Source organism: Rhizobium sp. RU35A (genome assembly GCF_900156005.1).
Classification (GTDB): Bacteria; Pseudomonadota; Alphaproteobacteria; order Rhizobiales; family Rhizobiaceae; genus Neorhizobium; species Neorhizobium straminoryzae.
Genome location: NZ_FTMR01000001.1, coordinates 497137 through 523864, shown reverse-complemented (window position 1 = coordinate 523864; position 26728 = coordinate 497137). Strand labels below are relative to the sequence as shown.

Here is a 26728-nt window from a genome sequence, read left to right as displayed (position 1 = left end):
CAGCGGGCATCCTCAGGATGCCCGCTGCCCCGTCAGCCGGAAGGGAATGCCCGCAGCAAGCGCCGTCACGTAGCGCGGCCTCTGATAATAGCCGTTCAGTGAAATTCGGGGCAGGGCGGTCAGCTGCGCCGCATGTGCGCGCGTCACCACGCCGGGTTGTGTGGTGACTGCAGCCGTGAAGCCGGCCGTCCGGGCAAGATCCGCTTCGCGTGCCGAGAGGGTGGCGGCAGAACCATAGGGATAGGCAAGCGTTGCCGGACGCCGGCCGGTCAGCGCCGCCAGCCAGTCTGCCGACCCCTGCATTTCCGCCCGCGACTCGTCCTCGGCCAGACGTCCGAGTGCGCGATGGCTGAGGGTGTGGGCGCCGAGCGTGACCAGAGGATGGCGCGCCAGCTCAGCGAGCTCGCCGCCATCGAGCGTCAGGCGCCGGGTGATCTCCAGCGGATCGATCCCGTGCCGGCTTGCCAGCCCATCCAGCCATGCCACCGTCTCGGTTTCGTCGCCCTGCCGCAGCCGGCGGGCAAACCGGTCGAAGGCATCCAGCCTCGCCTTGGCGGTGGAAAGGTTGATGTCTTCTTCGCCGCGGCCGAGATCTGCGCGCAGCCTGGTCCTTGCGTTCAGCAGGTCCGCCAGCGTTTCCCACCAGATACTGTGGGTGCGTTCCGCAAAACCGCGCGTGACGAACAGCGTGAAGGGCACGCCATGCCGTTCGAACACCGGCAGCGCATGGTCGCGGTTGTCGCGGTAGCCATCGTCCAGCGTGAAGCAGGCAAACGGACGGGACTGCGGCGTGGTGAGCCGCTGCGGCACGTCCTCCAGCCGGATGACGTCATATCCCTCTTGCGCCAGCCGGCAGATTACCGCCTCCAGGAAATCAGGCGTGATCTCGAGATGCCGGTTGGGTGCGCTTGGTCGCTGCTCAACGGGGCGGACGTGATGGAGGGCGAAGATGGCGCCCGCTTCGCCGAAGCGCTTTCCGATGCCGGCACGCGCCAGCAGGGCAGATGCTTCCAGCCCGCAGACGATCAGTCCGCGGCGGAGGCGGCGGCGCCAGAGCGCATCAATGCTGTTCCTCATGCCTGCGCCGCTTTCCGCACTGATCCTGCCTGCCTTCGTGTCGGGAGAGCCCGCCGGGCATGGCTCCTGCCGGACCTTATCGCGTGCAGACTTAAGTCTTCCTGAAAAATGAAGGGGCAGAAGCCGGGCCTGCCGGGCCGTCAGTGCAGCAGCCCGTCCAGGGCCGGCAGGCTGACGATGCCCGCACTGGCGATCAGCGTGTAGCAGATGCGGCGGAAGGTGGTTTCGCTCGCCAGTCCGAACAGGCGCGCGCCGATGGCGATGCCGAGCCCGTAGCCGGGGCCGACCACGGCGGCAAGCATGAGCGTATCCAGCCGCAACAGGCCGGCCGCGACATAGGAGGTGCCCGATATCACCGAGGAGAGCGCGAAATAGACCACCAGATTGGCCCGGACTGTCAGGCGGTCGATGGCGCCGCCGAGCCAGTAGGCGACCACCGGCGGGCCGGAGAGTTGCGCAACGCCCCCGAACAGGCCGGCCGTGACACCCGTCGCGATGCTGAGCGCCGGTTTCGGTTGCCCTCGATAGCGCCAGCCGGAGATGAGGAAGGCAAGAAGCGCGAACACGATCAGCGAAATGCCCCAGCGCAGGCCAAGCTGCGGCGCAAACGCCAGAAGCGCCGTTCCGGCGGGTACGCCGGCAAGCGCCCCGATCAGCATGGTGCCCACCTCGCGCCGGTTGGCGCGCCGCCAGGCATCCGGCAACAGGCCGAGCGTCATGATGAAATCGATCACCAGCAGCAGCGGCGAGGCCACCTGCGGGCCAGCCACAGCCCCTGCCAGCGGCACGAAGATCAGCGCGCCGCCGAAGCCGGAAAAGCCGCGCGCCAGCCCTCCGATGAGCGCGGCTGCGACCAGCACGAGGATCTGGGCGGGCGGATGCAGCGCCAGAAAGGTCTGCGCCTGGGCGGCAAGGAGATCGGTAAGGGACATTAAGATGGAACCGGCTGATAAAGCGCTTGTCTGGAGGGCTCCCCACTGCCTGTCAAGCCGGCTCACGCCACGATGTCGCGTCTCCATGCTGTTCCGGCAGGTGTGGACCTTTCTGCCGAATCGGGTTCATCTGACGAAAACAAATGGAGAACGAAATGCTGGATGACCTGATGAAGGCTTTTGACGCGGCCTCCCGCCGCTATGCCGAGGCCCATGGCCTGACGCGCGATCCCGACTGGTTCGTGCTGAAGCTGCATGAGGAGGTGGGGGAACTGACCCAGGCCTGGAACCGGCTCAGCGGGCGCGGCCGGCCCAAGGGCCGCAGTGTCGAGGACATGCAGCGGGACCTTGCCGACGAGGCCGCCGATGTGCTCGGCCACATCCTGCTGCTTGCCCATGCTAACGGTCTCGATCTTGCCGCGGCGGTGGAGCGCAAATGGCTGTTCAGGCCGGCGTGACGACGGCCGGATGACGATCGAAGAAGGCGCGGCAATGGTCAAGACTGTCGGCCACGACCGCGCAGAGCGCCCGGATTTCCGCTGTCGGCTGCAGCATGTCGGGCACCATCACCGCCATGGTGCCGGCGGCGGCGGCGCTGCGGATGCCGTTGTAGGAATCCTCCAGCGCCAGACAAAGCGCCGGCGCGACGCCGAGCCGTGCCGCGGCCGTCAGATAGGGATCGGGCGCCGGCTTGCCGCGGGCATAATCGCCATGCGCCACCACATGGTCGAAGCGCCCGAGAATGCCGAGTTCGCCGAGGTGATGCTTGACCTGGAAATGGGCCGAGGAGGTGCAGACGGCGCGCGGAATGGAGAGGGTATCGAGCAGATCCAGCATCTGCGTCACCCCCGGCTTCAGCCGCAGGTCGGTGTCCAGCAGCCGGTCGAAATGCGCAAGCCACAGCGCCCGGAAGCCATCGGCATCGAACGCTTCGCCGTAATGCTCCCGCAAAAGATCGGCGATGCTGACCCAGGGCCTGCCCAGCATGCCCTCATAGATCGACGGACCGATCGGCAGGCCTTTCTCCGTGGCGGCGGAAATGATCGAGCGGCGATAGAGGATTTCGGTATCGAGCAACAGGCCATCCATATCGAAGATGACGGCCTGCGGCAGGCGGGGAAGTATCGGCATATCGGTCCTGTATCGAAGGCGTCTGCGGCAAAGGGGTTTGCCCGAAACGCCCGGTTTCACTGTTCACGTTCTGCTCCGGCCACCATGCCGGTGCCCGTTCTCGCGCGGATGCGCTTATCGGCACAGCACTGCAAGCGGGTCAGGAGGCAAGGCGTGCCAGGCGGCCCTGTGCCTCTAGCACTTCGACAGCCTTCTGATCAAACGACACGAAGGTCTCACCGCCGAGCCACTGTCCCTCATGGGCGATGACGCCGTCTGCGAAATCGCCGCCCGCTTCCAGAACCGCCAGTCCGGCCTCCACGGCCGGGCGATCCATCGCGACATTGCCGGCCTCCAGCAGGTCGCGAAGGGAGCGCGCAACCTCCTGCCGGGAAAGTCTCGCACCGCGCAACAGCACCCAGACAAATTCGCAGAGACAGGATGACGAGATCGCAATCAGCGAGGCCTCCTGCAACAGACGAGCCGCAGCAGCACCCTGTGCAGCATCGTCCTGCAGCACGGCGCGCACTAGAATGTTCGTGTCTACGGCAATCTTCATTCCTCGCCAGCCCAGCCGGCGGCGGCAATCCGGTTCATCTCCTCGATCGACAGGGGTTTTGCCGCCTTGCCGGCATGGCGCCCGATAAAGCCCCCGATGCTGCCGGTCGGCCGCACGGCCTTCAGACGCAGTTCACCGCCCGGAAGCCTGTCCAGTTCGATCTGTTCCCCCGGCCGGACACCCAGATGGTTCAGAAGCTCCCGCCTGAGGGTGATCTGCCCCTTGGCGGTCACGGTCAAAGAGGCCATGGCACATCTCCTTTTGGCTTTAAGGTAATGGAACTTTTCCTTACCGCAAGCCGTCCGGTGCGTCTCCGGTGCGAAGGCGACGGCCAAGATCCTCGAAGGGCCGCAGGAGGTAGCCGTCGGGATCGGCGACGAGGCACTGGCGGTTGCCGACCTCGTGGTCGTCGCGGCGATACCATGTGTCCTCGACCGGCAGGACAAGCGGATGGCCGGCGCGTTCCAGACGTTTGACGAGGGCCGACAGATCCGGCACGCGCAGTTGCAGGTTGAGGCCACGGCCGAGCGGGGGCGTGAGCGGTGTCGCGTCATCGAAGGTGCGGCCGGTGCCGATCTGGTCGATCATCAGCTGGGCGTTTCCGAGCGTCAGAAAGGAAAAGCCCTCGTCCGGGCGCTCGTAGAGAACCTGAAAACCGATGAGATCCACGTAGAAGGCGCGGCTGCGCCGAAAGTCCGTCACCGCGAGTTCCGGAACCAGCGCGTTTTCGGAGGCGGTTGCCCCGACTATGGCGTCGCGGATGAAGTCGCCCTTGGCGGCGGTGTAGCGGTCGCCGTCCTCAGCATAAAGGCCGGCCAGCTCCTGCTTCAGGACGCGATAGGCAAAGGCGAGATGCGGATTGGCCCGCAGGGCATCGCGGAAGGTGACGCGCTCGCGATGGGTCTGGCTGTCGGGCGGACAGAGATAGACCCGCCGACCGGGGTCGCCCGGCATCAGGAAGGCGAAGACACCGTCGCCGTGGCGCGATCCGCGCGGCTGGTATCCGGCGTTTTCCAGGCGTGTCGCAAGTTCCGGAATGGTGCCCGGATCCGCCACCGTCACATCGATGTCGATCAGCGGCTTGGCGGCAAGGCCGGGCACGGCCGTGCTGCCGACATGCTCGATTGCCGAGGCCGGCAGGGACAGTAGCCGCTGCAGTTCCGCGCCTGCCCGTTCGAATGCCAGCGGCCAGGCGGGGTCGTAATCGATGATCCTAACCCGCGTCGCCATGGCGCTCCGTCAGGCCTTGGTGCCGCCGACGGTGATCTGGTCCATCCGCAGATGCGGCTGGCCGACGCCGACCGGCACCCATTGGCCGGCCTTGCCGCAATTGCCGATGCCGGTATCGAGCTTGGAATCGTTGCCGACCATCGAGACGCGCTTCATCGCATCCGGGCCGTTGCCGATCAGCATGGCGCCCTTGATGGGCGCGCCGATCCGGCCGTTTTCGATCAGATAGGCTTCCGTGCAGCCGAACACGAACTTGCCGGAGGTGATGTCCACCTGCCCGCCGCCGAAGGAGACGGCATAGATGCCCTTCTTCACGGAGGCGATGATTTCCTCCGGCGTCTTGTCGCCCGAGAGCATGTAGGTATTGGTCATGCGCGGCATCGGCTGGTGGGCATAGCCCTGGCGGCGGCCGTTGCCGGTCGGCGTCATGCCCATCAGGCGGGCGTTCTGCCGGTCCTGCATGTAGCCCACAAGCTTTCCGTTCTCGATCAGCACATTGTAGGCGGACGGCGTGCCCTCGTCATCGATGGTGATCGAGCCGCGGCGGTTGTCGATCGTGCCGTCATCGACCACGGTGACGCCGGGGGCTGCCACCATTTCGCCGAGCAGACCGGCAAAGGCGGATGTCCTCTTCCGGTTGAAATCGCCTTCCAGCCCGTGGCCGACGGCCTCGTGCAGCATCACGCCCGGCCAGCCGTTGCCGAGCACCACATCCATGGTGCCGGCCGGCGCCTCGATGGCCTCCAGATTGACCAGCGCCTGCCGCAGCGCCTCGTCGGCGCCCGCCTGCCAGTTTCCGCCGGTGACGAAATCGCCGAAACCGATGCGGCCGCCGGTGCCGAAGGAGCCGCTTTCCTGCCGGTCGCCGTCGCCAGCCACCACGGAAATGCTGATGCGCGTCATCGGCCGCACGTCCTGCACGCGGTGACCATCGGCGCGCAGGATATCCACCACCTGCCAGCTGGCGGCAACGGTTGCCGTCACCTGCCGCACCTTCGGATCCTTGGCGCGCAGATAGGCGTCGATCTCGGTCAAAAGCGCCACCTTCTGTTCGAAGGAGGGCTGGCCGATCGGGTTCTCGTCGCCATAGAGCTTCTTGTTGGTGCGCTGGGGCGCTGCGGCATAGGAGCCGGAATAGCCGCGGGTGACGGCGCCGACCGCATCGGCCGCGCGCGACAGGGCGGCGGCGGACAGTTCGCCCGCATGCGCATAACCCACCGCTTCGCCGGCCACGGCGCGCAGGCCAAAACCCTGGTCGGTGTTGAAGGAGCCGCCCTTCAGGCGGCCATTGTCGAAGGAGAGCGATTCGGCCTGCGCATGTTCGATGAACAGCTCTCCGTCATCCGCGCCGGCAAGCGCGTCGGTAAGGATCCGGCGCAGGCGCGTCTCGTCGCAATCGAAGAGGGAGATCAGGTCGGTGGTCATCGGCAGCTCCTTGGTGCCGGATGCTTCGCCCGGCCGTGTCGTCCGATGTAGGACTGCCGGCGGCGGGACGCAACCCCGCCGGACAGGCGCCGGCCGCGCGCCGGATCAGGGAAGCGCGTCGTAGCCTTCGCCGAAGCCGCTGAGTTCGATCGGGATGCCGATGCGGTCCTGGTCGGCCGATTCGCGCAGCGCGAAGACGGCGCCCTTGCCGGCACGCAGGATGCGCATCAGCTCGTCATCGATGCCGACTTCCACATAGCAGCCCTCGGAAAAGCAGCGGGTGAAGCCGGCGCGGCCAATGTTCTTGCCATCGACGTAAAGCTCCATGCCGTCCGTCAAAAGCACGCCAAGCGGGGCGAGGATGCGCAGGATGCGCGCCTTGCGGTCGGCGGTCTTGAGAATGACGACGGAGAGGCCCACTTCCGGCCGGTCGTCGGCCACCACGTTCTGCATCAGGGCGCACTGCTCCACCGAGGAGCCGGCGGGCTTGTCGCAGAGGATGGACCACGCGCCATGATTGCCGCGCACATTGCCCTGCTGCTGCGGAGAGAGCGGCTGCGGCTGGGCGGTCTGCGCACGAGGCTGCTTGTCTCCCGCGGGCGGCGTTTGTGCCAGGGCCACGTGGGCAAGCAGGAGCCCCGGAACAAGGGCTGCCAGCGTGGCGGCACGCAGGAAGGGAGAACGCATGAATACCTCTGTCTTTCGAATCAGTCGTGCTATTCTTGTCGCCGGTCCGGATAATGAAAAGCCCTGACGTCTTTTCAGCCGAGTGCGGCGAAAATACGGAGCCCGCGGCAAGCTTGCGGCAACCGCCATGAACCATCCTTCCCGTGCATTCCGGCGGCCTGAATTGACAACGCGCAAAAATGCCGCACGGACCAACGGGGATGAACCCTCTGGCGCATATTGCGGCAGTTGGCAAACTGTGATTGAACCAATAGGCTATAGCTTGGGAATATGCGTGGCGATCTGATCCAGATCAAACGCTTGGGGAGAGAAATCGTGATGAACAGAGCCTTAGCAGCCTTTGCTGCGACGATCTGTCTGCTCTTCGCTTCGGGGGCGGGAGCGGACCAGCCTGTACCGTGGCAGCTGGACCTGCAGCAGCCGGTAACGCCGATCATGCATGAGATCAAGTGGTTCTCGCATTATACACTCTGGTTCATCGTGCCCATCACGCTGCTGGTGCTGGCGCTTCTGGTCTGGGTCGTCGTGCGCTATCGCGCCAGCGCCAACCCGGTGCCCTCGCGCACCAGCCACAACACCACGATCGAGGTGGTGTGGACGCTCGGCCCGGTGCTCGTGCTGCTGTTCCTCGCCATTCCCTCCTTCAACCTGCTGAACGCCCAGCTCACCATGCCGGAAAAGCCCGACGTGACGGTGAAGGCCACCGCTACCCAGTGGTTGTGGAGCTATGAGTATCAGGGCATGGAAAATCCGGTCGGCTTCGACAGCTACCTGCTGCCGGACAAGGATCGCGAAAAGGCCGGCAAGGTCGACAAGGCGCGCTATCCGCGCCTGCTCGCGGTGGACAACGAGCTGGTGCTGCCGGTCAACAAGACCGTGCGCATGCTGGTGACGGCCGCTCCCACCGACGTGATCCACGCCTTCGCCATGCCCGCCTTCGGCATCAAGATCGATGCCGTGCCTGGCCGCCTGAACGAGACCTGGTTCCGCGCCGAGAAGGAAGGCCTCTATTATGGCCAGTGCTCCGAACTCTGCGGCAAGGACCATGCCTTCATGCCGATCGCCATCCGCATCGTCTCCGACGATCAGTACCAGGCCTGGCTTGCCTCGGCCGGTTCCGATCTGCCCGGCGCCTATCGCAAGCTGATGGCGGCAACCGATGCGCCAGCACGTAACGTCGCCGTCGCGTCCAAGTAAGGGGAGTGAGGACAATGGCTGGACATTCGACCGATCACGGTCATCACGCCCGCGTCGCGGACGGGGCGCACGCACATGACGATCATCACGATCACAAGCTGAGCTTCTTCGAGCGCTGGTTCAAGTCGACCAACCACAAGGACATCGGCACGCTCTACCTGATCTTCGCGATCTTCGCGGGCATCATCGGCGGCCTCTTGTCGGTGGCCATGCGCATGGAACTGCAGGAACCCGGCATCCAGATCTTCCACGGCCTTGCCGCCATGGTCTACGGTTTCGAAGGCGATGCGGCGATCGACGGCGGCAAGCACATGTACAATGTGTTCACCACAGCGCATGCGCTCATCATGATCTTCTTCATGGTGATGCCGGCGATGATCGGCGGCTTCGCCAACTGGATGATCCCGATCATGATCGGGGCGCCGGACATGGCCTTCCCGCGTTTGAACAACATTTCCTTCTGGCTGATCGTGCCGGCCTTCATCCTGCTGCTGCTCTCCATGTTCGTGGAAGGTCCGGCAGGCGCCTATGGCGTGGGCGGCGGCTGGACGATGTATCCTCCGCTTGCCACCTCCGGCCATCCGGGCCCTGCGGTCGATCTTGCGATCTTCGCCCTGCACATCGCCGGTGTGTCCTCGATCCTCGGCGCGATCAACTTCATCACGACGATCCTCAACATGCGCGCCCCTGGCATGACGCTGCACAAGATGCCGCTGTTTGCCTGGGCCGTGCTGGTCACCGCCTTCCTGCTTCTGCTGTCGCTTCCGGTTCTCGCCGGCGGCATCACCATGCTGCTGACGGACCGCAATTTCGGCACCACCTTCTTCGCACCGGAAGGCGGCGGTGACCCGATCCTCTACCAGCACCTGTTCTGGTTCTTCGGTCATCCGGAAGTCTACATCCTGATCCTGCCGGGTTTCGGCATCATCAGCCACATCATCTCGACCTTCTCGAAGAAGCCGGTCTTCGGCTATCTCGGCATGGCCTATGCGATGGTGGCAATCGGTGCCGTCGGCTTCATCGTCTGGGCGCATCACATGTACACGGTCGGCCTGTCGCTTGATGCGCAGCGCTACTTCGTGTTCGCCACCATGGTGATCGCCGTTCCGACGGGCGTGAAGATCTTTTCCTGGATCGCGACGATGTGGGGCGGCTCGCTCTCCTTCCGCACGCCGATGATCTGGGCGATCGGCTTCATCTTCCTGTTCACCGTCGGCGGCGTCACCGGCGTCCAGCTCGCCAATGCCGGCCTCGACCGCTCGCTGCACGACACCTATTACGTTGTGGCCCATTTCCACTACGTTCTGTCGCTCGGCGCCGTTTTTGCCATCTTCGCGGCCTGGTACTACTGGTTCCCGAAGATGACCGGCTACATGTATTCCGAAAAGCTCGGCAACCTGCATTTCTGGGTGATGTTCGTGGGCGTGAACCTGGTGTTCTTCCCGCAGCACTTCCTCGGTCTTGCCGGCATGCCGCGCCGCTACATCGACTATCCGGATGCCTTCGTCGGCTGGAACTACGTCTCCTCGATCGGTTCCTACATCTCCTTCGTCGGTGTGCTGATCTTCCTCTTCTCCGTCTGGGAAGCCTTCGCCAAGAAGCGCGTCGCCGGCGACAATCCGTGGGGCGAAGGTGCGACCACGCTGGAATGGCAGCTGTCCTCGCCGCCGCCCTTCCACCAGTGGGAGCAGCTTCCCCGCATCAAGTAAACGAAGTCCGGCGCGGGTGTTGCAGCCCGCGCCGCTGAACGACGACAAACAGCAGGAATGACCATGGTCACCATCGACAATCACGCAGATCTCCGGGCAGAGGAGCAGGTTCGTCTCTCCGAAGCCGGGGCGCGCGATTTCTTCGAGCTTCTGAAGCCGCGCGTGATGTCGCTGGTGGTGTTCACCGCCTTTGCCGGGCTGCTTCTGGCGCCCGGCAGCATCAATCCGGTGATCGGGGCCATTGCCATTCTCTGCATCGCGGTGGGGGCAGGGGCCTCCGGCGCGCTCAACATGTGGTACGATGCCGATATCGATGCGGTGATGACGCGCACGGCCCGTCGTCCCATTCCTGCCGGCCGCATCCGGCCGGAAGAGGCGCTGGCCTTCGGCCTGACGCTCTCGACCTTTTCCGTGGCGATCCTCGGCCTGGTGGTCAACTGGTTCGCGGCCGGGCTGCTCGCCTTCACCATCTTCTTCTATGCCGTCGTCTATACGATGTGGCTGAAGCGTTCGACGCCGCAGAACATCGTGATCGGCGGGGCATCCGGCGCATTTCCGCCGATGATCGGCTGGGCCTGCGTGACGGGCGGCGTGTCTCTCGACAGCGTCGTGCTGTTTCTCATCATCTTCCTGTGGACGCCTGCGCATTTCTGGGCGCTTGCCCTCTTCAAGATGCGCGATTACGGCTCCGTCGGCATTCCGATGATGCCGAATGTCGCCGGCGAGCGCGCCACCAAGCACCAGATCGTCGCCTATGCCGTGCTGACCGCTGCCATCGCCGTCGTACCCGCCATGACCGGGCTTGTCGGCTGGGGCTATGGCCTGTTTGCCGCAGCCCTTGGCGCCGTCTTCATCGTCTGTTCCATCGCCGTCTGGCGCATGCCGGATGGCGACCAGAAGATGATCGCCGCCAAGCGCATGTTCGCCTATTCGGTGCTCTATCTCTTCGCCATCTTCTCCGCGCTGATTGCCAGCCATTACGCCGAATTGCTCGTCGGCCGCTTCGGAGGGATGCTGTGATCGAGACGATCAAGCCGACGGAGGCGCAGAAAAAATCGCGGCGCGGGCGCAATGTGGCGCTCGGCGTTGTACTCGCAGCACTGGTGGCCCTCTTCTACGTGGTCACCATCATCAAGCTGGGCGGAATGGGCTGAACGGGACGGGGAGGAGAACGGGATGGCCAATCAGCAGCAGGACACGGCAAACGGGGCGGCCAAGGTGCCGGCCAAGGGGAAGGTCAGCAATGGCGTGATCCTGGCAAGCTGCGTCGTCTTCGTCTGCGGCATGGTGGGGGCTGCCTTCGCATCCGTGCCGCTCTACCGGCTGTTCTGTCAGGTCACCGGCTATAACGGCACCACGCAGCGCGTCGAACAGTATTCGGAGACGGTGCTGGACCGCACGATCCGCGTGAGCTTCGATGCCAACACCTCCAGCGGCCTGAACTGGGACTTCAAGCCGGTGGACAGGATGGTGGAGCCGAAGATCGGCGAAACGATCCAGATCAGCTACAAGGCGACCAACCGTTCCGCGACGCCCACCACGGGCACGGCCGTGTTCAATGTCACGCCGATGGAAGCCGCCGTCTATTTCAACAAGGTGCAGTGCTTCTGCTTCACCGAAACCACGCTGCAGCCGGGCCAGACGCTCGACATGCCCGTCGTGTTCTTCGTCGATCCCGAGATCGTCAAGAGCGAGGAAACCAGGAACATCAAGAATATCACGCTGTCCTACACCTTCTATCCCAGCCAGGGGGCAAAGCCGGTTGCCGGCTTGAAGGGCGAGAAGGCCGACAGCGCGAAGAAGTTGTGAGAGAGGGTCCTGCCGCGCGAGCGGGAGGGCTTGAGGAGAAACATCGGGGACTGATCACATGGCGCAAGCGCACCAGAAACAACACGATTACCACATCATAGACCCGAGCATCTGGCCGCTGATGGCCTCGATCGGCGCCTTTGTCGTCACGTTTGGCGGTGTCGGCTACATGCGCTACCTGCATGGCGGCACGTTCCACATCTTCGGCCTGAACCTTGCCAATCCGTGGCTGTTCTTCATCGGCCTCGCGATCCTCGTCTATACAATGGTCGGCTGGTGGGCGGACACGATCAAGGAGGGGCGCGAAGGGCACCATACCAAGGTGGTCTCCCTGCATCTGCGCTACGGCATGATCATGTTCATCGCCTCGGAGGTGATGTTCTTCGTGGCCTGGTTCTGGGCCTTCTTCGATGCGAGCCTCTTTCCGCACGAGGCGATCCAGGCAAGCCGCGTTACCGCCACCGGTGGCCAGTGGCCGCCGAAGGGCATCGAGGTGCTCGATCCCTGGCACCTGCCGCTCTACAACACCGTGATCCTGCTGCTCTCCGGCACCTGTGTCACCTGGGCGCACCATGCGCTGTTGCACAATGACCGCAAGGGCCTCATCAACGGTCTGGCGCTGACGGTGGCGCTCGGCGCGCTGTTCTCCTTCGTGCAGGGCTATGAATACGTTCATGCCCCGTTCGACTTCAAGAACTCGATCTATGGCGCCACCTTCTTCATGTCGACGGGCTTCCACGGCTTCCACGTGCTGGTCGGCACCATTTTCCTGCTGGTCTGCCTGATCCGCGCCATCAATGGCGGCTTCACGCCCACCAAGCATTTCGGCTTCGAGGCCGCCGCCTGGTACTGGCACTTCGTTGACGTGGTCTGGCTGTTCCTGTTCTTCGCGATCTACATCTGGGGTGGCTGGGGCGCGCCGCTCGCCCATTGAGCGGCAGCCGCGTCCGTTGAACGATACGAAAGGGGCGGCACGACCGCCCCTTTTCCATCCGGGCGCCGCCCGGGTTCAGGGAAGGAACAAGGCATGCCACACGATCACGCGCAGTATCCGCCGCAGGATGCCGTCTCCACCGGCCTGCGTGGGGCCTGCCCCCGCTGCGGCCAGGGCCGGCTGTTCGAGGGTCTCCTGAAGGTTCGCCCCGCCTGCACGGCCTGCGGTCTGGATTACGGCTTTGCCGATGCGGGGGATGGGCCGGCCGTCTTCGTGATGCTGATCCTCGGTTTTCTGGTGGTGGGCTTTGCTCTGTGGTTCGAATTCACGTTTCACCCGTCGATCTGGCTGCATTTCGTGGTCACGCTGCCCTTTGCCGTCATCGTCTGCCTCGGCAGTCTCCGGCTGCTGAAGGGGCTGCTGATTGCGCTGCAATACAAGCACAATGCCAGCGAGGGCCGGATCGATCGTGACTGATATCGTGCGCGACACCGAGGCAGATAAGCCCCCGATGAGCCGCGGAAAGCGGATTGCGACCGGTGCGGTCGTCCTCCTCGCGCTGGGCATCCTTGTGTCGCTCGGCACCTGGCAGGTGCAGCGGCTGCACGAGAAGGAAGCACTGCTGGCGCAGATCGAAAGCCGCCGCCACGGCGTCCCTGTCGATCTCACGCTGGCTGAGCAGACCATGGCGCGCGGCGAGGATGGCGAATATCTGCATGTGCGGGTCACCGGTCGTTTCGATCACAGCCGCGAGCGGCATTTCTTCGCGACCTTCGAGGGCGAGAGCGGCTTTTATGTCTATACGCCGCTGACGCTTGCCGACGGTCGCATCCTGCTCGTCAACCGCGGCTTCGTGCCCTATGACCTCAAGGATCCCGCCCGGCGGGCTGCCGGTCAGGTATCGGGAACGGTGACGCTGGCCGGCTACGTGCGCAACCGGCTGGCGAAAAAACCCTCCTCCATCCTGCCGGACAACGATCCCGCCAAAAACATCTTCTACTGGAAGGACTGGCAGGCGATGGTGGCCAGCAGCGGCCTCGACGCCGCCCGCGTGCTGCCCTTCTTCGTGGATGCCGATGCGACGGTTGCCAATCCCGGCGGCTTGCCGAAGGGCGGCGTCACACAGTTCGATCTGCCGAACAACCATCTGCAATATGCCCTGACCTGGTATGGGCTCGCCGTCGCGCTGGTGGCGGTCACCGGCCTCATGCTGTTTCGGCGCAAGACATAAAGGCGGTTCGGGGAGGGCCGGCCGCCGGGCTTTATCGGATCGGGGGACATCATGACGGTCGTGGCGGCCTTTCTCGTGGCGCTGGTGGCGCTCGAGCATTTTTATATCCTCGTGCTGGAGATGTTTCTCTGGACGAAGCCGGCCGGGCGGCGCGCCTTCGGTCTTTCGCCGGAACGGGCGGTGGCGACGAGGGCGATGGCCGCCAATCAGGGCCTCTATAACGGTTTTCTCGCCACAGGCCTCGTCTGGGCACTGCTGCATCCGGATGCGGGCTTTGCCTTCCAGCTCAAATTGTTTTTTGTTGGCTGCGTGCTGGTGGCTGGCCTATATGGGGGAGCGACCGTCGCGCGGAAGATTTGGCTCATCCAGGCCCTTCCGGCGGCGCTTGCCCTGATTGCCGTCCTCATCGCAGGCTGACCGAATGAACATGCAGGAAATCCGACCGCCCCTGACCATCCGCCTGTGCGGGCCGCGCGGCTTTTGCGCGGGCGTGGACCGGGCGATCCAGATCGTGGTGCTGGCGCTGAAGGCCTATGGCGCGCCGGTCTATGTGCGCCACGAGATCGTCCACAACCGCTATGTGGTGGAAGGGCTGGAGGCGAAGGGCGCGATCTTCGTGGAGGAGTTGAACGAAATCCCGGAGGAGCATCGTCGGCAGCCTGTGGTGTTTTCCGCCCACGGCGTGCCGAAATCGGTGCCGGAAGATGCGCAGTCGCGCAATCTCTTCTATCTGGATGCCACCTGTCCGCTGGTATCGAAGGTGCACAAACAGGCCATGCGCCACCAGCGCCTTGGCCGCCATGTGATCCTGATCGGCCATGCCGGCCACCCGGAAGTGATCGGCACCATGGGCCAGTTGCCGGAGGGCACGGTTTCGCTGATCGAGACGGTCGAGGACGTGGATGCCTACGAGCCCGCCGACCCGGACAATCTCGGCTATGTGACGCAGACGACGCTTTCGGTGGACGATACCGCCGGCGTGATCGCCCGCCTGCAGGAGCGTTTTCCCAATCTCACGGCGCCTGCGGCCGACAGCATCTGCTATGCCACGACGAACCGGCAGGAAGCTGTGAAGCAGGCCGCGCCCGGCTGCGATCTCTTCATCGTCGTCGGCGCGCCCAATTCGTCCAATTCGAAACGGCTGGTGGAAGTGGCATTGCGCGCCGGTGCCACCCGCTCGCTCCTGGTGCAGCGCGCCGCCGAGATCGACTGGGATCAGGTGGGAAAAATCCGCACGCTCGGCATCTCCGCCGGCGCCTCCGCCCCGGAAGTGATCGTCGACGAAATCATCGAAGCCTTCCGCGCCCGCTTCGACGCCACGGTGGAGCTCGCGATCACGGCGGAAGAAAACGAGCATTTTCTCGTCAACCGCGAACTGCGCAGCATCGAACTCACCCGCGAAGACATGGCCTGGGTGAATGGGTGAGGCGCGGCCGGGCGCTCTCGCGCCCGGAGAAATCGATCCAGCGAATCGATTTCAGCGCCGAACGCCCTGAGCTCAAGCGAAGGGCCGGGGCGTCAGCCAGGAACGGTCAGGCGAAGCCTGAGAAATCGATCCCGTGAATCGATGTCAGTGACGAACGCGCCGAGCCTAAAGCGAGGCGCCGGGGCTTCGGCCAGCGCGACGGCGGCGCTGACCTCTGATACCCTCCTGCTTTGCCGAACGACGCCATGCCCCACCCGCAAATCCTGTGCCCATCCCGCTCCCGGGGCTAGCCATGGTCCCGTCCCCCTGTGTATGCCTTGTGGCAGACGGGCTGGGCGATCAGCCGCGAAGCTGCAGGGACAAGAGAATTGGCCGTTTACACCGATATCAGCGAGACCGATCTGCGGGCCTTCCTTGCCCAGTATGATGTGGGCGAGCTCACCTCCTACAAGGGCATTGCCGAGGGGGTGGAGAATTCCAATTTCCTCCTGCACACCACCAGGGACCCGCTGATCCTGACGCTTTACGAGAAGCGGGTGGATGCCGGCGACCTGCCGTTTTTCCTTGGCCTGATGCAGCATCTGGCGGAGAAGGGCCTGTCCTGCCCGCTGCCGCTGCCGCGCCATGACGGCAGGCTGACGGGCGAACTCTCCGGGCGGCCGGCGGCGCTCATCTCCTTCCTCGAAGGCATGTGGCTCAGAAAGCCGGAGGCCGCCCATTGCGGGCAGGTGGGCCGCGCGCTGGCCGAACTGCATCTCGCCGCCCAGGATTTTTCGATCCGCCGGCCGAACGCGCTGTCGCTCGATGGCTGGCTCGATCTCTGGGCGAAGGCCGGCCCGCGCGCCGACGAGGTGCAGGAGGGGCTTCAGGCGGAGATCTCTGACGAGCTGGATCACCTCTCCGGCCACTGGCCGAAAGATCTGCCGACCGGCGTGATCCATGCCGATCTCTTCCAGGACAATGTCTTCTTCCTCGGCGACCGGCTCTCCGGCCTCATCGATTTCTACTTCGCCTGCAACGACATGCTCGCCTATGACGTGGCGATCTGCCTGAATGCCTGGTGTTTTCAGCCGGATGGCTCCTACAATTTCGCCAAGGGCGCGGCCATGCTGGCGGGCTATCAGGCAGTCCGCCCGCTTTCAGGCGAGGAGCAGGCGGCGCTTCCCATTCTCGCGCGCGGTTCGGCGCTGCGCTTCTTCCTCACCCGCCTCTATGACTGGCAGACGACGCCGGAGGACGCGCTGGTGGTGAAGAAGGACCCGCTCGAATATCTGCGCAAATTGCGCTTCCACCGCGCCATCGTCTCGCCCTCCGAATACGGACTGGAGATTACGTCGTGAAGCAGGTGGAAATCTTTACCGACGGCGCCTGCTCCGGCAATCCGGGCCCCGGCGGCTGGGGCGCCATCCTGCGCTATGGCGAGGTGCAGAAGGAGCTTTATGGCGGCGAGGCCGATACCACCAACAACCGCATGGAGTTGCTTGCAGCGATCACGGCGCTGAACGCGCTGAAAAGCCCCTGCGAGGTCGATCTTCACACCGACAGCAAATATGTGATGGACGGGATCTCCAAGTGGATCTTTGGCTGGAAGAAGAACGGCTGGAAAACCGCAGACAAGAAGCCGGTGAAGAATGGAGAACTGTGGCAGCAGCTCGATGCCGCCAACCAGCGCCACAAGGTCAAATGGCACTGGGTCAAGGGCCATGCCGGCCACCCGGAAAATGAACGTGCCGATGAACTGGCGCGTCTCGGCATGGAGCCGTTCAAGAAGCGGTGACGACAAGAACAGGGCGGTTTTGCCCGTTGAAGGAGGAAGCCATGATCCTGCACTGCGTGTTCCTGCGCCTGAAGGCCGCGCTGCCGGCTGCCGACAAGCAATCGATCTACGAGGATCTGGCAAAGCTTCAGGCCGTCATCCCCGGCATCGTCAGCATCAGGACCGGCCCGAATGTCTCGCCGGAGGGCTTGAGCGGCGGCTTTCGCGACGGTTTTGTCGTGAGCTTCGAGAATGCGGCGGCACGTGATGCCTATCTCGATCATCCCGAGCACAAGGCGGTGGGTGAGCGCATCGTTGCCGCCTGCGATGGCGGCCTTTCCGGACTTCTGGTGTTCGATCTGGAGGTGTGAGAGACGTCGGAGAACCCCTTTCCAACCCTTCCCCACGAGGGAGAGGGGCTAGCCCGGCCGCTCCGCCTGGTGTCCCATCACCGACAGCGGAACGATTTATTTGGGCAACTCGGTGCCCTCGCGGTCTCCCCCCTTGTGGGGGAGATGGCGGCAGCCAGAGGGGGAGCTTGCACCCACAGTCGGACAAAACGCCATAGAAGGCAGATGAGGGGATGCGGTTTCATATCAGCCTGGCCCAGCATGAAGATGTCGCCTCCTGGCTTCGCCTGGCAGAAGAGGTGGTGCCGCTTTTCGGACCCATGCCGGATTTCGAGACTGTCTTGACCCGCAAGATCGCACAACGCCAGGCCTTCTGCGCAAAAGCGGAGTCTATGAACCTGAATGTTCTGGGAGGCGTACTCTTCGGCGGCAGCGGCACGGACTACGCCATCCGCTGGCTCGCCGTTTCATCGCAACATCAGCGGCTCGGCATTGGCAAGGCCCTCATCAATGCGGCCCTTTCAACCATGCCTCCGGAGTGCATCGTTCAGGTTGATACCTTTGTCGGAGGCAGTCCGGGAGCAGGGCCTGCCAGAGGACTGTACGAGAGCTGTGGTTTTGTGCCGGGAGACGTTTCGTGCGAAGGGGAGACCGTTCGCCAGCGGTATGTTCTGCGGCCGCGCATGATCGAGCATGATCTCTGAGCGTGTATCAGCGCGTGTCCCCTCTCCCCGCAATGCGGGGAGAGGGTTAGGGTGAGGGGCGCCCCCCTGAAAGCTCTTAGCTGCCCTTGGTCATGGCGGCGGCGAGCTGGTCCACGTTGTAGCGGAACATCTTTTCATAAGTGGGCGCCGGGCCCTTGGCCTTGGAGAGCGATTCCACGTAAAGCTCGCCGCCCGGCTCGGCACCGGTGGCCTTGGCCACCTGCTTGACGAGACGCGGATCGTTGGAGTTTTCGAAGAAGTAGGTCTTCACGTGCTCGGCCTTGATCTGGTCGATCAGCTTGGCAACGTCGGTGGCGGCAGCCTCGCTTTCGGTGGAGATGCCGAGTGGCGCCAGGAAGGTCACCTTGTATTCGCGGCCGAAATAGCCGAAGGCGTCATGGCTGGTCAGCACCTTGCGGCGGTCCTCCGGCACCTTGCCGATCTTGTCGCGCGCATAGGCGTCCATGGCGTCGAGCTTCTTGGCATAGGCTTCGGCATTGGCCTTGAAGGTGGCGGCATCGGCCGGATCGGCGGCGGAAAGCGCCTTTTCGATATTGGCGACCCAGACCTTCACGTTGACCGGGCTGTTCCACACATGCGGATCGGTGACGGTCTTGCCGTCCTCTTCCATGGTGCGGGTGTTGACGCCTTCCGAGGCGGTGACCGGCTTGCCCTTGAAGCCGGACGCCGTGATCAGCCGATCCATCCAGCCTTCCAGGCCTTCGCCGCTGACGAAGACGACATCGGCTTCCTTCAGCTTCTTGGCGTCGCTTGGCGACGGCTCGAATTCGTGGGGGTCGCCATCGGGGCCGACCAGGCTTGCGACATGCACCTTGTCGCCGCCGACCTGATGGACGACATCGGCCAGCACGGTGAAGGAGGCCACCGCCTTCAGCTCCGCCGCAGAAACGGGCGCGGAGAGGGCAAGCAGGGCAGGACCGGCCGCAGTGGCCAGCAGCAGGGAACGGAGGGACATCGGAAGATTCTCCTTCGGGTTAGCCCGTCAGATGCGGGCGGGGGAAATAGCGCCGGGCAAGGCCGGAGGGCGCAATGAGGATCGAGAGGCCATAGAACAGCGCGGCGGTGACGATGATCGTCGGGCCGGAGGCAAGCTCCAGGTGATAGGAGGCGATGAGGCCGAGATAGCCGGAGAGAAGGGCGGTGACGGAAGCAATCGCCAGCATCACCGGCAGGGTGCGCGACCACAGCTGCGCGATCGCCGCCGGCAGCATCATCAGGCCAACCGCCATCAGCGTGCCGAGCGCCTGGAAGCTCGCAACGAGGTTCAGCACCACCAGCACCAGGAAGGCGACGTGATAAAGCGGCCCGCGACCGCCAACGGCGCGGAGAAAACCGGGGTCGAAGCATTCGGCAACGAGCGGCCGGTAGATCAGCGCCAGCGCCACCAGCGTGACGGATGTGATGGTGCCGATCTCGATCAAGGCATCGGAATCGATCGCCAGAATGGTGCCGAACAGCACGTGCAGCAGGTCGATGTTGGAGCCGCGCAGCGAGACGATCAGCACGCCGAGCGCGAGCGAGGTGAGGTAGAAGCTGGCAAAGCTCGCATCCTCGGCAAGGCTTGTGGCGCGGCTGACGACGCCGGCCAGCAGCGCAACGGAGAGGCCGGCGATCAGCCCGCCGATCCCCATCGCCGTCAGCGAGAGCGAGCCCGCGACGAGATAGCCGATGGCCGCGCCCGGCAGCACCGCATGGCTCAGCGCATCGCCCATCAGGCTCATGCGCCGCATCATCAGGAAGACGCCGATCGGCCCGCAGCCGAGCGACAGGCAGAGGCAGGCAACCAGCGCCCGGCGCATGAAGCCGTAATCGGCAAGGGGCGCGAGAAAGAGATCGTAGAGGCTCATGCGGCGGGCTCGCAGACGGGGGCGGTCTCGTCCCAGCGCTCGGCCATGGCGCGCGCCTTCAGAAGATTGGCAGGCGCCATCACCTCGGTCGTCGGGCCCCAGCCGATCAGTTCGCGGGCAATCAGCAGGGTTTCCGGAAAATGGCTGCGCACCTGCTCGAAATCATGCAGCACCGCCACCACCGTGCGGCCTTCGCCATGCCAGCGGCTGACCAGCGCCAGCAGGTCGTGCGTGGTGCGGGCATCGATCGCGGTAAAGGGCTCGTCCAGCAGGATCAGCCGCGCCTCCTGCATCAGCAGCCGGGCAAACAGCACGCGCTGGAACTGGCCGGCCGACAGCGAGCCGATCGGCCGGCGCTCGAAGCCGTCGAGGCCGACGGTGGACAGCGCCTCCTGCGCCCGCTCCCGCGCCGCCCTCGCCACACGTCCGAAGGCGCCGCTCTGGTGCCAGTCGCCGAGAAGCACGGTATCCAGAACATTGATCGGAAAGCGCCGGTTGATCTCGGCGGCCTGCGGCAGGTAACCGATGTCGCGGGCTGCAAGTCCATGCTCGATGCGGCCTTCCGCCGGGCGAAGCTCGCCGACGATGGCCTTCAGCAGCGTGGATTTGCCAGCACCGTTCGGCCCGGCAATCGCCGTCAGGCTGCCGGCCTTCAGCGTTCCGGACACATGATGCACGGCCGGATGGCGATCATAGGTCACCGTCAGGTTTTGCAGGGTCAGCGCCGCGCCGCGCTCCGTCGCGGCTTTCGTCGTCGCGCCGCTCATGGCAGGGCCACCGCCCAGGAGATGGCAAGCCACAGGCCGCCGATCAGCACGAGGGCGACAGCTGCGCGGGAAAGCGCTGCCTGCTGCAACAGGCTGAAGGGGGAGGGGGATCGGGACATGCAGTGCCTTCGTCATGTAACTTTGTAACATTGGTTATGTTATAACGATTGCGGCGGAAACATGGCTGGCTCTGTGTCTTCCTCTTGCATTTGTCAAACTGCGGGTATATGCACGTATCTATGTCCAATGCCTCCTGCCACTGCATCGCGCTACGCAAGGCGACCCGCAAGCTGTCTTCGCTTTACGATGCGGCGCTTGCACCGCTCGGCATCAATGTCGGCCAGTTCAGCCTGTTGAGGCGTGTCCGGCGGTTCGGGCCGGTCTCGCTGACGGATCTGGCCGAGTATCTGGATCTCGACCGCTCCACGGTGGGACGCAATACGAAGGTGCTGGAGCGCATGGGCCTTCTCACCGTCGCGACCGGACGGGACCAGCGCGAGGCCCTGCTGTCGCTGACGGACGCCGGCCGGCAGGTGGTGGAGGACGGCGCGCCGCTCTGGGATGCGGTGCAAGGCAATATCGAGACGCGGCTGGGGGCGGAAAGGCTCGCCCAGCTGCATGACATTCTGAACGATCTCCAGACCGACTGCTGAACCATCGCCCGCACCTAAAAGCGGGCATATGCCCGTAAAATCCGCAACACACCCGCCCTGCCACGGCCCCGCTGCAAAGGCCCCTCTGCCTCGGCCCCTCTGGCGAACACGCAAAGGACGAACATCATGATTTCCAACCGTGTCGCCCGCTGGATGGCGCACCGAAACCTGCATTACGGCTGGGTGGTCGCGGCGACCACCTTTCTCACCATGCTCGCCACGGCCGGCGCCATGGGCTCGGCCGGCGTGATGATCCAGCCGCTGCATCAGGAATTCGGCTGGGACATTGCCGAGATCTCCACCGCCATGGCGGTGCGTCTCGTGCTGTTCGGCCTGCTCGGCCCGTTTGCCGCCGCCTTCATGAACCATTTTGGCGTGCGCCAGGTGGTGGCGACGGCACTGTCCCTGATCTTTGCCGGTATCGTCGCCTCGATGTTCATGACGAAGGTCTGGCAATTGCTGCTGCTGTGGGGCGTCGTGGTCGGCGTCGGCACCGGCATGACGGCGCTCGTGCTGGGCGCCACCGTCGCAACCCGCTGGTTTTCCAAGCGGCGCGGCCTCGTGGTCGGCCTGATGACGGCGAGCAATGCCACCGGCCAGCTGGTCTTCCTGCCGATCCTCGCCGCGCTGACGGAAGCCTATGGCTGGCGCGCGGCGCTGACGCTGTCTGTCACCGTCATCGCGGCTGCCATGCTGCTGGTGCTTGCCCTGATGCGTGATCATCCGGCCGATCTCGGCCTTGCCCCCTATGGCGAAACGCAGGTGACAAAGCCCGTCAGGCAGGATCACAAGCTTCTGGCCACGCTCGCCTCGCCGCTGATCACGCTGAAAAGCGTCTCGAACAATCCGGTGTTCTGGGCGCTGTTCGGCACCTTCTTCGTCTGCGGCCTCTCCACCAACGGCCTCATCCAGACGCACTGGATCTCGATCTGCGGCGATTTCGGCATGGCGGCGGTGACCGCGGCCGGAACGCTTGCCGTCATCGGCATGTTCGATTTCGTCGGCACGATCTTCGCCGGCTGGCTGTCGGACCGGTTTGACAACCGCGTGCTGCTGTTCTGGTTCTATGGCCTGCGCGGCCTCTCGCTGATCTACCTGTCCTTTTCCGGCTTCAGCGTGATCGAGCTGTCGGTCTTTGCGGTTTTCTACGGGCTGGATTGGGTGGCGACCGTGCCGCCGACGGTCAAGCTCGCGGCGGAAAACTTCGGCCGTGAAAAGGCGGGTCTCGTGTTCGGCTGGGTGTTTACCGGCCATCAGATCGGTGCGGCCACCGCCGCCTTCGGCGCCGGCTATTTCCGCAGCGATTTCGATACCTATATGCCCGCGCTGCAGATTGCCGGCGTCATGTGCATCCTGGCGGCACTTGTCGTCATGTTGCTGAAGAAGCCGGCACGGCCGCAGCCGCTCCCGCAGGCGGCCTGAGGAGGGCACAATGCGAAAGGGGGAGAGGCATCGCCTCTCCCCCTTCCTTGTTTGCGTCAGCGTCGGGCGAGCGCTCAGAACTCTTCCCAGCTTTCGGCGGCGGCACCGCCGCCGCCAGTGATCGCGCCGGCGACCTTGGCCATCATGCGGCGGGCCGGGGAGGGGGCGGCCGCCGGGGCATGGCCGGCCCGCACCGCTTCCGGCCGGCGGGGAAGGCCTGCATCGCTGGCGCCAAGGCGGAAGTCGGCGATGATGTCGCGCAAACGGCGCACTTCGCCAGCAAGCGAGGAACTGGCGGCGGTGGATTCTTCCACCATCGCGGCGTTCTGCTGCGTGGTCTGGTCCATCTGGTTGACGGCGGTGTTGACCTCGGCGAGACCGACCGACTGTTCCTTGGCAGAGGTGGCAATTGCATCGAGCTGGGTGTTGATCGCGATGACCTGGTCCTCGATCACCTTCAGCACGTCACCGGTTTCCTGAACCAGCCGCACGCCGGTGGAGACTTCGTCGACCGAGTTGCGGATGAGATCCTTGATCTCCTTGGCAGCCTGGGCGGAGCGCTGGGCAAGCTCGCGGACTTCCTGGGCAACGACGGCAAACCCCTTGCCGGCTTCACCGGCGCGCGCCGCTTCCACGCCGGCATTCAGCGCCAGGAGGTTGGTCTGGAAGGCGATCTCGTCGATCACGCCGATGATCGAGGAAATCTGGTTGGAGGACTGCTCGATACGCTGCATGGCGGAGACGGCATTGGAGACCACCTCGCCGGAGCGGCGGGCCGACTTGTTGGCTTCCATCGCGACGTGACGGGCTTCCTCGGTGCGCTTGGAGGCATTCGCCACATTGGTGGTGATCTGATCCAGGGCGGCGGCGGTTTCTTCCAGCGACGCGGCCTGCTGCTCGGTGCGTTTGGAGAGATCCTCGGCGCTCTGGCTGATCTCGCGGGCGCCGCTGTCGATCGAGCCGGTGGCATCGGCGACGGTGCGCAGGCTGTCTGCGAGCTGCTTCACGGCGGCGTTGAAGTCGGCGCGCAGCGATTCGAAGTCGGAGGCGAAGGGCTCGTTGAGGCGGAAGGTCAGGTCACCGCTGGAGAGATGCTTGAGACCCTCGGCGAGACCGGAGGTGGCCTGCGCCATCTCCTTGGCGCGCTGGCGCTCTGCTTCGGCGGCGCGGGCGCGTTCGGCCTCGCTGGCGCTGCGGTTGCTCTCTGCGTCGCGTTCCATGTCGCGGGCCCTCAGGCCATTGTCCTTGAAGACCTGCACGGCCTTGGCCATGCCGCCGATCTCGTCGCCGCGATCGGTCTCGTTCACGACCACCGTCAGATCACCCTTGGCAAGCGTCTTCATCGTCTCCGACAGCGTGCCGATCGGACGCGTGACCCAGGCGCGGATGGCGAAATAGCCAAGCGCCAGAACGATCACCAGCGCACCGACGACCACCGCCATGGTGAAGACGGCGGAACGGGCCACCATGTCGGACAGGCGGTCGCTTTCTGCCGCGGACGAATCCACCACCGCCGTCGTGACCGCCGTGAACTTGGGCGAGATCACGCCGAAGGACGGCTGGCACTTTTCCAGGAACAGTTGCTGGGAAGCGATGATTTCGGGTTCCGTCGTCGAGGCGCGGCCTGCGGCAATGGCGGGCGCGCAGATCTCGTTGATGATGCGCAGACCCTCCGCCTTCAGCTGCGGGATTTCCGTCTTGGAAGGCAGGGCAGCGGCGGCGATGTCCATATACTTGATGAACTGGTCCTGCACATCCTTCAGCGATGCGTCTGCCTTGTTGTTCAGCTCTTCGCTGCGCGACATCAGGATGTCGCCGATGTTGCCGCGCACGGCCTGCAGCGCGCGATTGGAGCGCGCGAGATAGATGCCGGCCTTGGCTTCGCCGTCCAGGAGTTGGCTATAGCTCGTATCCACCATGAACAATTGCCGGTTCTGGTAGAAGGAAATGCCAAGGGTCATCACGCCGAAGCCGGCGATGATGAGCAGAAACTTTCCGATGATCGATAGGTTGCGCACGTTGACCTCTGAATCTGGCGGGCATGGGCAGCCGTCGAGATGTCATTCCCGGTCTGGCGGCTGGATGGTGCGCTGCCCTGTCTCAGTGCCGGTGCCACAAGGCCCCGCACATGCCGGAACGCACGCCAAATCGCATTGCCTGATGCAATATCGTATTTTAGCGATACCTATATTAGGTAGACAAGCTTAGGAAATGCTTAATGTCGCCCGAGGCGTCATGCGCGCGCAGGGGGCGTGTCGCAACAAAAAAAGCGGCCCTTGCGGACCGCTTTCTGTCGGAAAACCCGGCCTTCGGGCTCAGAGCTGTTCCAGCATGGCCGCGGCGCCGGAAACAGTCGCCTGACCGGCATTTTCCTCGATGTTGAGCGACTTCACCACGCCGTCCTCGACCAGCATGGAATAGCGCTTGGAGCGCGTGCCGAGACCGGCTGCCGACAGATCCATGTCGAGGCCGAGCGCCTTGGTGAAGGAGGCGTCCCAGTCGGACAGGAAGTGGATCTTGCCCGCGCCGCCGCTCTTTTCCGCCCAGGCGCCCATCACGAACCAGTCGTTGACGGCGAGAACCGCGATGTCGTCCACGCCGCGCTCCAGCAGCGCATCGCGGTTTTCCAGATAGCCCGGGAGGTGGTTCATGGAGCAGGTGGGGGTGAAGGCGCCCGGCACGGCAAACAGCACCACCTTCTTGCCCTTGAACAGGTCCGAGGTCGTGACCTCGACCGGGCCATCGCTGGTCTTTTCCTTGAAGGTGGCGGCAGGCAGGGTATCGCCGACGGTAATCGTCATGATGGTCTCCTTGATGGCAAAATGGCAGGCAGGCAATGTCGACCGCGACTATAGAGCGGGCTCAATCGAAGGCAAGCTTGGTTTCCATGGCACGGTTGCCGGCAATCACCAGAATGTCCCAGTGCTTGTCGGTGGTGGCGCTTTCGCCGGGCGGATGCTTGCCGAATGGCATGTCCACGACATACAATCCCTCGATGCGCCGCGGGCTTGCCTGGTCAAAGAGAACCCGTCCGCCGGGCGTCGCCACGAAGATCTGCGGCTTCTCCACGCCTTCCGGCAACCTCAGGGCCAGGCTCAGTTTCTCGCGTCCATTCGCAACCATGTAGTGGGTCACGCTGAAATCGTCGGAGGGCTTTTCCGGCAGCTTGCGCCGGGCCTCGTCGAGGATCAGGTTTTCCTCCAGCGGCAGGCCGTTCGCCCGGGTCAGATCCACCTCGAAATCCGCCTGGAAGGGAATGCAGATGTTGCGGCAAAGCCCGATGAAGGCGCTGGCGCGGATCTTCAGCGGCGCTGAGGGGGCGGCCACCTTCAGGGTGAAGGGCAGGGTGACCGCATGGTCATAGCCGAGATCCTTGATCCCGCCGGCATCGAACAGGCTGGGCACCGGGAAATCCATCTTTTCCAGCGTGATTCCGTTGCCGGGCGACACCACGACCTGCGGGGGGATGCCGGCCTGGCCGGGTTCCTTCCAGTAGGTGATCCAGCCGCGCGTCGGCTCGATCTGCAGGGCGCCCTGCACGGTTCCGTCAGCGGTTGCCGGCAGCGCGATGATTCGCATGCGCCCGCCATCATTCTGCGCCCAGTTGCTGGTGGCCGCCTGCGTGCCATGTGCCGGAAGCAGGGCTGTCGCCGCCAGCAGGGCAGCACTCGCATGACGACGGAAAGAAAGGCGCAGTTTGATGCTCATGTCCCGAGATTTAGCCGAGCGATACGGCCGCTTCCAGTCACAAGCGTGAAAGCGGCATCATTTTCGGTTGATTGCAGATAAGGCCTGCCCCATGTTGGTTGGGTGTGGATTGTTCGGCACGCGCTGGATGCGGGTTTTGCGATCCGCCGCATCCGGTGCCCGCCCCCGGATCCT

32 protein-coding genes and 1 pseudogene are annotated in these 26728 nt (G+C 64.4%); 17 read left to right on the top strand and 16 right to left on the bottom strand.

Features of this window, described 5'->3' with window-relative positions; translation table 11 throughout:
* Positions 1-12: 12 nt before the first annotated feature.
* Complete coding sequence (locus F3H95_RS02775) at positions 13-1077, bottom strand: polysaccharide deacetylase family protein (RefSeq protein WP_149744847.1); 1065 nt, start codon at positions 1075-1077, stop codon at positions 13-15.
* A 140-nt stretch (positions 1078-1217) separates the two neighbouring features.
* Positions 1218-2009 carry a sulfite exporter TauE/SafE family protein gene (locus tag F3H95_RS02770; protein ID WP_149744846.1) on the bottom strand — a complete coding sequence of 264 codons (792 nt, stop codon included), beginning with the start codon at positions 2007-2009 and terminating at the stop codon, positions 1218-1220.
* A 155-nt stretch (positions 2010-2164) separates the two neighbouring features.
* On the opposite strand from F3H95_RS02770, the gene F3H95_RS02765 reads away from it, so the two are divergent.
* Positions 2165-2467 (top strand): MazG nucleotide pyrophosphohydrolase domain-containing protein, encoded by a 303-nt coding sequence (locus tag F3H95_RS02765; protein ID WP_143124948.1) that lies wholly within the window; start codon positions 2165-2167, stop codon positions 2465-2467.
* Here F3H95_RS02765 and F3H95_RS02760 read toward each other — a convergent pair.
* The 7 genes and pseudogenes from F3H95_RS02760 to F3H95_RS02735 all read right to left on the bottom strand — a co-directional run bounded on the left by F3H95_RS02760 (position 2454) and on the right by F3H95_RS02735 (position 7020).
* On the bottom strand, positions 2454-3140 hold the full coding sequence (locus F3H95_RS02760) for an HAD family phosphatase (protein WP_188134275.1): 687 nt from the start codon (positions 3138-3140) through the stop codon (positions 2454-2456). The genes F3H95_RS02765 and F3H95_RS02760 overlap by 14 nt on opposite strands.
* Before the next feature lie 139 nt (positions 3141-3279).
* Positions 3280-3678, bottom strand: coding sequence for a type II toxin-antitoxin system VapC family toxin (locus F3H95_RS02755; RefSeq protein ID WP_149744845.1), 399 nt, complete (start codon positions 3676-3678; stop codon positions 3280-3282).
* Positions 3675-3926, bottom strand: coding sequence for an AbrB/MazE/SpoVT family DNA-binding domain-containing protein (locus F3H95_RS02750; RefSeq protein ID WP_149744844.1), 252 nt, complete (start codon positions 3924-3926; stop codon positions 3675-3677). The genes F3H95_RS02755 and F3H95_RS02750 overlap by 4 nt, the downstream gene beginning before the upstream one ends.
* 40 nt (positions 3927-3966) lie before the next feature.
* Positions 3967-4428 carry a VOC family protein gene (locus tag F3H95_RS27050; RefSeq protein ID WP_188134293.1) on the bottom strand — a complete coding sequence of 154 codons (462 nt, stop codon included), beginning with the start codon at positions 4426-4428 and terminating at the stop codon, positions 3967-3969.
* A gap of 12 nt (positions 4429-4440) precedes the next feature.
* Positions 4441-4908 (bottom strand): annotated as a pseudogene (locus F3H95_RS02745) (GrpB family protein); the annotation flags it as partial.
* Positions 4909-4917: 9 nt separating this feature from the next.
* Complete coding sequence (tldD, locus tag F3H95_RS02740) at positions 4918-6333, bottom strand: metalloprotease TldD (RefSeq protein ID WP_149744843.1); 1416 nt, start codon at positions 6331-6333, stop codon at positions 4918-4920.
* 105 nt (positions 6334-6438) lie between these two features.
* The gene (locus tag F3H95_RS02735; RefSeq protein WP_143124952.1) at positions 6439-7020 is read right to left on the bottom strand and encodes an invasion associated locus B family protein; all 582 of its coding nucleotides are present in this window, start codon (positions 7018-7020) and stop codon (positions 6439-6441) included.
* Positions 7021-7338: 318 nt separating this feature from the next.
* Here F3H95_RS02735 and coxB point away from each other — a divergent pair, with 318 nt between their 5' ends.
* From coxB to F3H95_RS02665, 14 genes are all read left to right on the top strand, one after another.
* Positions 7339-8217, top strand: coding sequence for a cytochrome c oxidase subunit II (coxB, locus tag F3H95_RS02730; protein WP_149744842.1), 879 nt, complete (start codon positions 7339-7341; stop codon positions 8215-8217).
* A 14-nt stretch (positions 8218-8231) separates the two neighbouring features.
* The gene (gene ctaD / locus F3H95_RS02725; RefSeq protein WP_143124954.1) at positions 8232-9926 is read left to right on the top strand and encodes a cytochrome c oxidase subunit I; all 1695 of its coding nucleotides are present in this window, start codon (positions 8232-8234) and stop codon (positions 9924-9926) included.
* Between the two features lie 63 nt (positions 9927-9989).
* Complete coding sequence (locus F3H95_RS02720; RefSeq protein WP_149744841.1) at positions 9990-10946, top strand: heme o synthase; 957 nt, start codon at positions 9990-9992, stop codon at positions 10944-10946.
* On the top strand, positions 10943-11080 hold the full coding sequence (locus tag F3H95_RS02715) for a hypothetical protein (RefSeq protein WP_185969792.1): 138 nt from the start codon (positions 10943-10945) through the stop codon (positions 11078-11080). Before F3H95_RS02720 ends, F3H95_RS02715 begins: the two co-directional genes overlap by 4 nt.
* 22 nt (positions 11081-11102) lie before the next feature.
* On the top strand, positions 11103-11735 hold the full coding sequence (locus F3H95_RS02710; RefSeq protein WP_149744840.1) for a cytochrome c oxidase assembly protein: 633 nt from the start codon (positions 11103-11105) through the stop codon (positions 11733-11735).
* Positions 11736-11793: 58 nt separating this feature from the next.
* Positions 11794-12669 (top strand): cytochrome c oxidase subunit 3, encoded by an 876-nt coding sequence (locus F3H95_RS02705; RefSeq protein WP_143124957.1) that lies wholly within the window; start codon positions 11794-11796, stop codon positions 12667-12669.
* A 93-nt stretch (positions 12670-12762) separates the two neighbouring features.
* Positions 12763-13146 carry a DUF983 domain-containing protein gene (locus F3H95_RS02700; RefSeq protein WP_143124958.1) on the top strand — a complete coding sequence of 128 codons (384 nt, stop codon included), beginning with the start codon at positions 12763-12765 and terminating at the stop codon, positions 13144-13146.
* A gap of 34 nt (positions 13147-13180) precedes the next feature.
* A complete protein-coding gene (locus F3H95_RS02695; protein WP_244617874.1) occupies positions 13181-13900 on the top strand; it encodes an SURF1 family protein in 720 nt (239 codons plus the stop codon).
* 51 nt (positions 13901-13951) lie between these two features.
* Positions 13952-14317: a DUF1304 domain-containing protein gene (locus F3H95_RS02690; protein WP_149744838.1), complete on the top strand. Its 366-nt coding sequence runs from the start codon at positions 13952-13954 to the stop codon at positions 14315-14317.
* Positions 14318-14321: 4 nt separating this feature from the next.
* Positions 14322-15326, top strand: a complete 1005-nt coding sequence (ispH, locus tag F3H95_RS02685) for a 4-hydroxy-3-methylbut-2-enyl diphosphate reductase (RefSeq protein WP_149744837.1) — start codon at positions 14322-14324, stop codon at positions 15324-15326.
* A gap of 368 nt (positions 15327-15694) precedes the next feature.
* Complete coding sequence (locus F3H95_RS02680) at positions 15695-16666, top strand: homoserine kinase (RefSeq protein WP_149744836.1); 972 nt, start codon at positions 15695-15697, stop codon at positions 16664-16666.
* Positions 16663-17103, top strand: a complete 441-nt coding sequence (rnhA, locus tag F3H95_RS02675; protein WP_143124963.1) for a ribonuclease HI — start codon at positions 16663-16665, stop codon at positions 17101-17103. The genes F3H95_RS02680 and rnhA overlap by 4 nt, the downstream gene beginning before the upstream one ends.
* A 41-nt stretch (positions 17104-17144) precedes the next feature.
* Entirely contained in the window at positions 17145-17453 is a 309-nt protein-coding gene (locus tag F3H95_RS02670; protein WP_149744835.1) for a Dabb family protein, read from the top strand.
* Between the two features lie 212 nt (positions 17454-17665).
* Positions 17666-18136: a GNAT family N-acetyltransferase gene (locus F3H95_RS02665; protein ID WP_149744834.1), complete on the top strand. Its 471-nt coding sequence runs from the start codon at positions 17666-17668 to the stop codon at positions 18134-18136.
* A 76-nt stretch (positions 18137-18212) separates the two neighbouring features.
* Here F3H95_RS02665 and F3H95_RS02660 read toward each other — a convergent pair whose 3' ends face one another.
* From F3H95_RS02660 to F3H95_RS27605, 4 genes are read right to left on the bottom strand one after another with little or no spacing between them, the layout of a single operon-like run.
* Positions 18213-19112, bottom strand: coding sequence for a metal ABC transporter substrate-binding protein (locus tag F3H95_RS02660; protein ID WP_149744833.1), 900 nt, complete (start codon positions 19110-19112; stop codon positions 18213-18215).
* 19 nt (positions 19113-19131) lie between these two features.
* Entirely contained in the window at positions 19132-20004 is an 873-nt protein-coding gene (locus F3H95_RS02655; protein WP_143124967.1) for a metal ABC transporter permease, read from the bottom strand.
* Positions 20001-20771 (bottom strand): ABC transporter ATP-binding protein, encoded by a 771-nt coding sequence (locus F3H95_RS02650; protein ID WP_149744832.1) that lies wholly within the window; start codon positions 20769-20771, stop codon positions 20001-20003. Before F3H95_RS02650 ends, F3H95_RS02655 begins: the two co-directional genes overlap by 4 nt.
* Positions 20768-20890 (bottom strand): hypothetical protein, encoded by a 123-nt coding sequence (locus F3H95_RS27605; protein WP_280177820.1) that lies wholly within the window; start codon positions 20888-20890, stop codon positions 20768-20770. Before F3H95_RS27605 ends, F3H95_RS02650 begins: the two co-directional genes overlap by 4 nt.
* Before the next feature lie 120 nt (positions 20891-21010).
* Here F3H95_RS27605 and F3H95_RS02645 point away from each other — a divergent pair, with 120 nt between their 5' ends.
* Both F3H95_RS02645 and F3H95_RS02640 read left to right on the top strand, forming a co-directional pair.
* Positions 21011-21424 (top strand): MarR family transcriptional regulator, encoded by a 414-nt coding sequence (locus F3H95_RS02645; protein WP_149744831.1) that lies wholly within the window; start codon positions 21011-21013, stop codon positions 21422-21424.
* Positions 21425-21550: 126 nt separating this feature from the next.
* Positions 21551-22846 carry an MFS transporter gene (locus F3H95_RS02640; RefSeq protein WP_149744830.1) on the top strand — a complete coding sequence of 432 codons (1296 nt, stop codon included), beginning with the start codon at positions 21551-21553 and terminating at the stop codon, positions 22844-22846.
* 74 nt (positions 22847-22920) lie between these two features.
* Here F3H95_RS02640 and F3H95_RS02635 read toward each other — a convergent pair whose 3' ends face one another.
* The 3 genes from F3H95_RS02635 to F3H95_RS02625 all read right to left on the bottom strand — a co-directional run bounded on the left by F3H95_RS02635 (position 22921) and on the right by F3H95_RS02625 (position 26554).
* A complete protein-coding gene (locus tag F3H95_RS02635) occupies positions 22921-24864 on the bottom strand; it encodes a methyl-accepting chemotaxis protein (protein ID WP_149744829.1) in 1944 nt (647 codons plus the stop codon).
* 297 nt (positions 24865-25161) lie between these two features.
* Positions 25162-25647, bottom strand: a complete 486-nt coding sequence (locus tag F3H95_RS02630) for a peroxiredoxin (protein ID WP_143124972.1) — start codon at positions 25645-25647, stop codon at positions 25162-25164.
* 61 nt (positions 25648-25708) lie between these two features.
* Complete coding sequence (locus F3H95_RS02625) at positions 25709-26554, bottom strand: protein-disulfide reductase DsbD domain-containing protein (RefSeq protein ID WP_149744828.1); 846 nt, start codon at positions 26552-26554, stop codon at positions 25709-25711.
* Positions 26555-26728 lie beyond the last annotated feature (174 nt).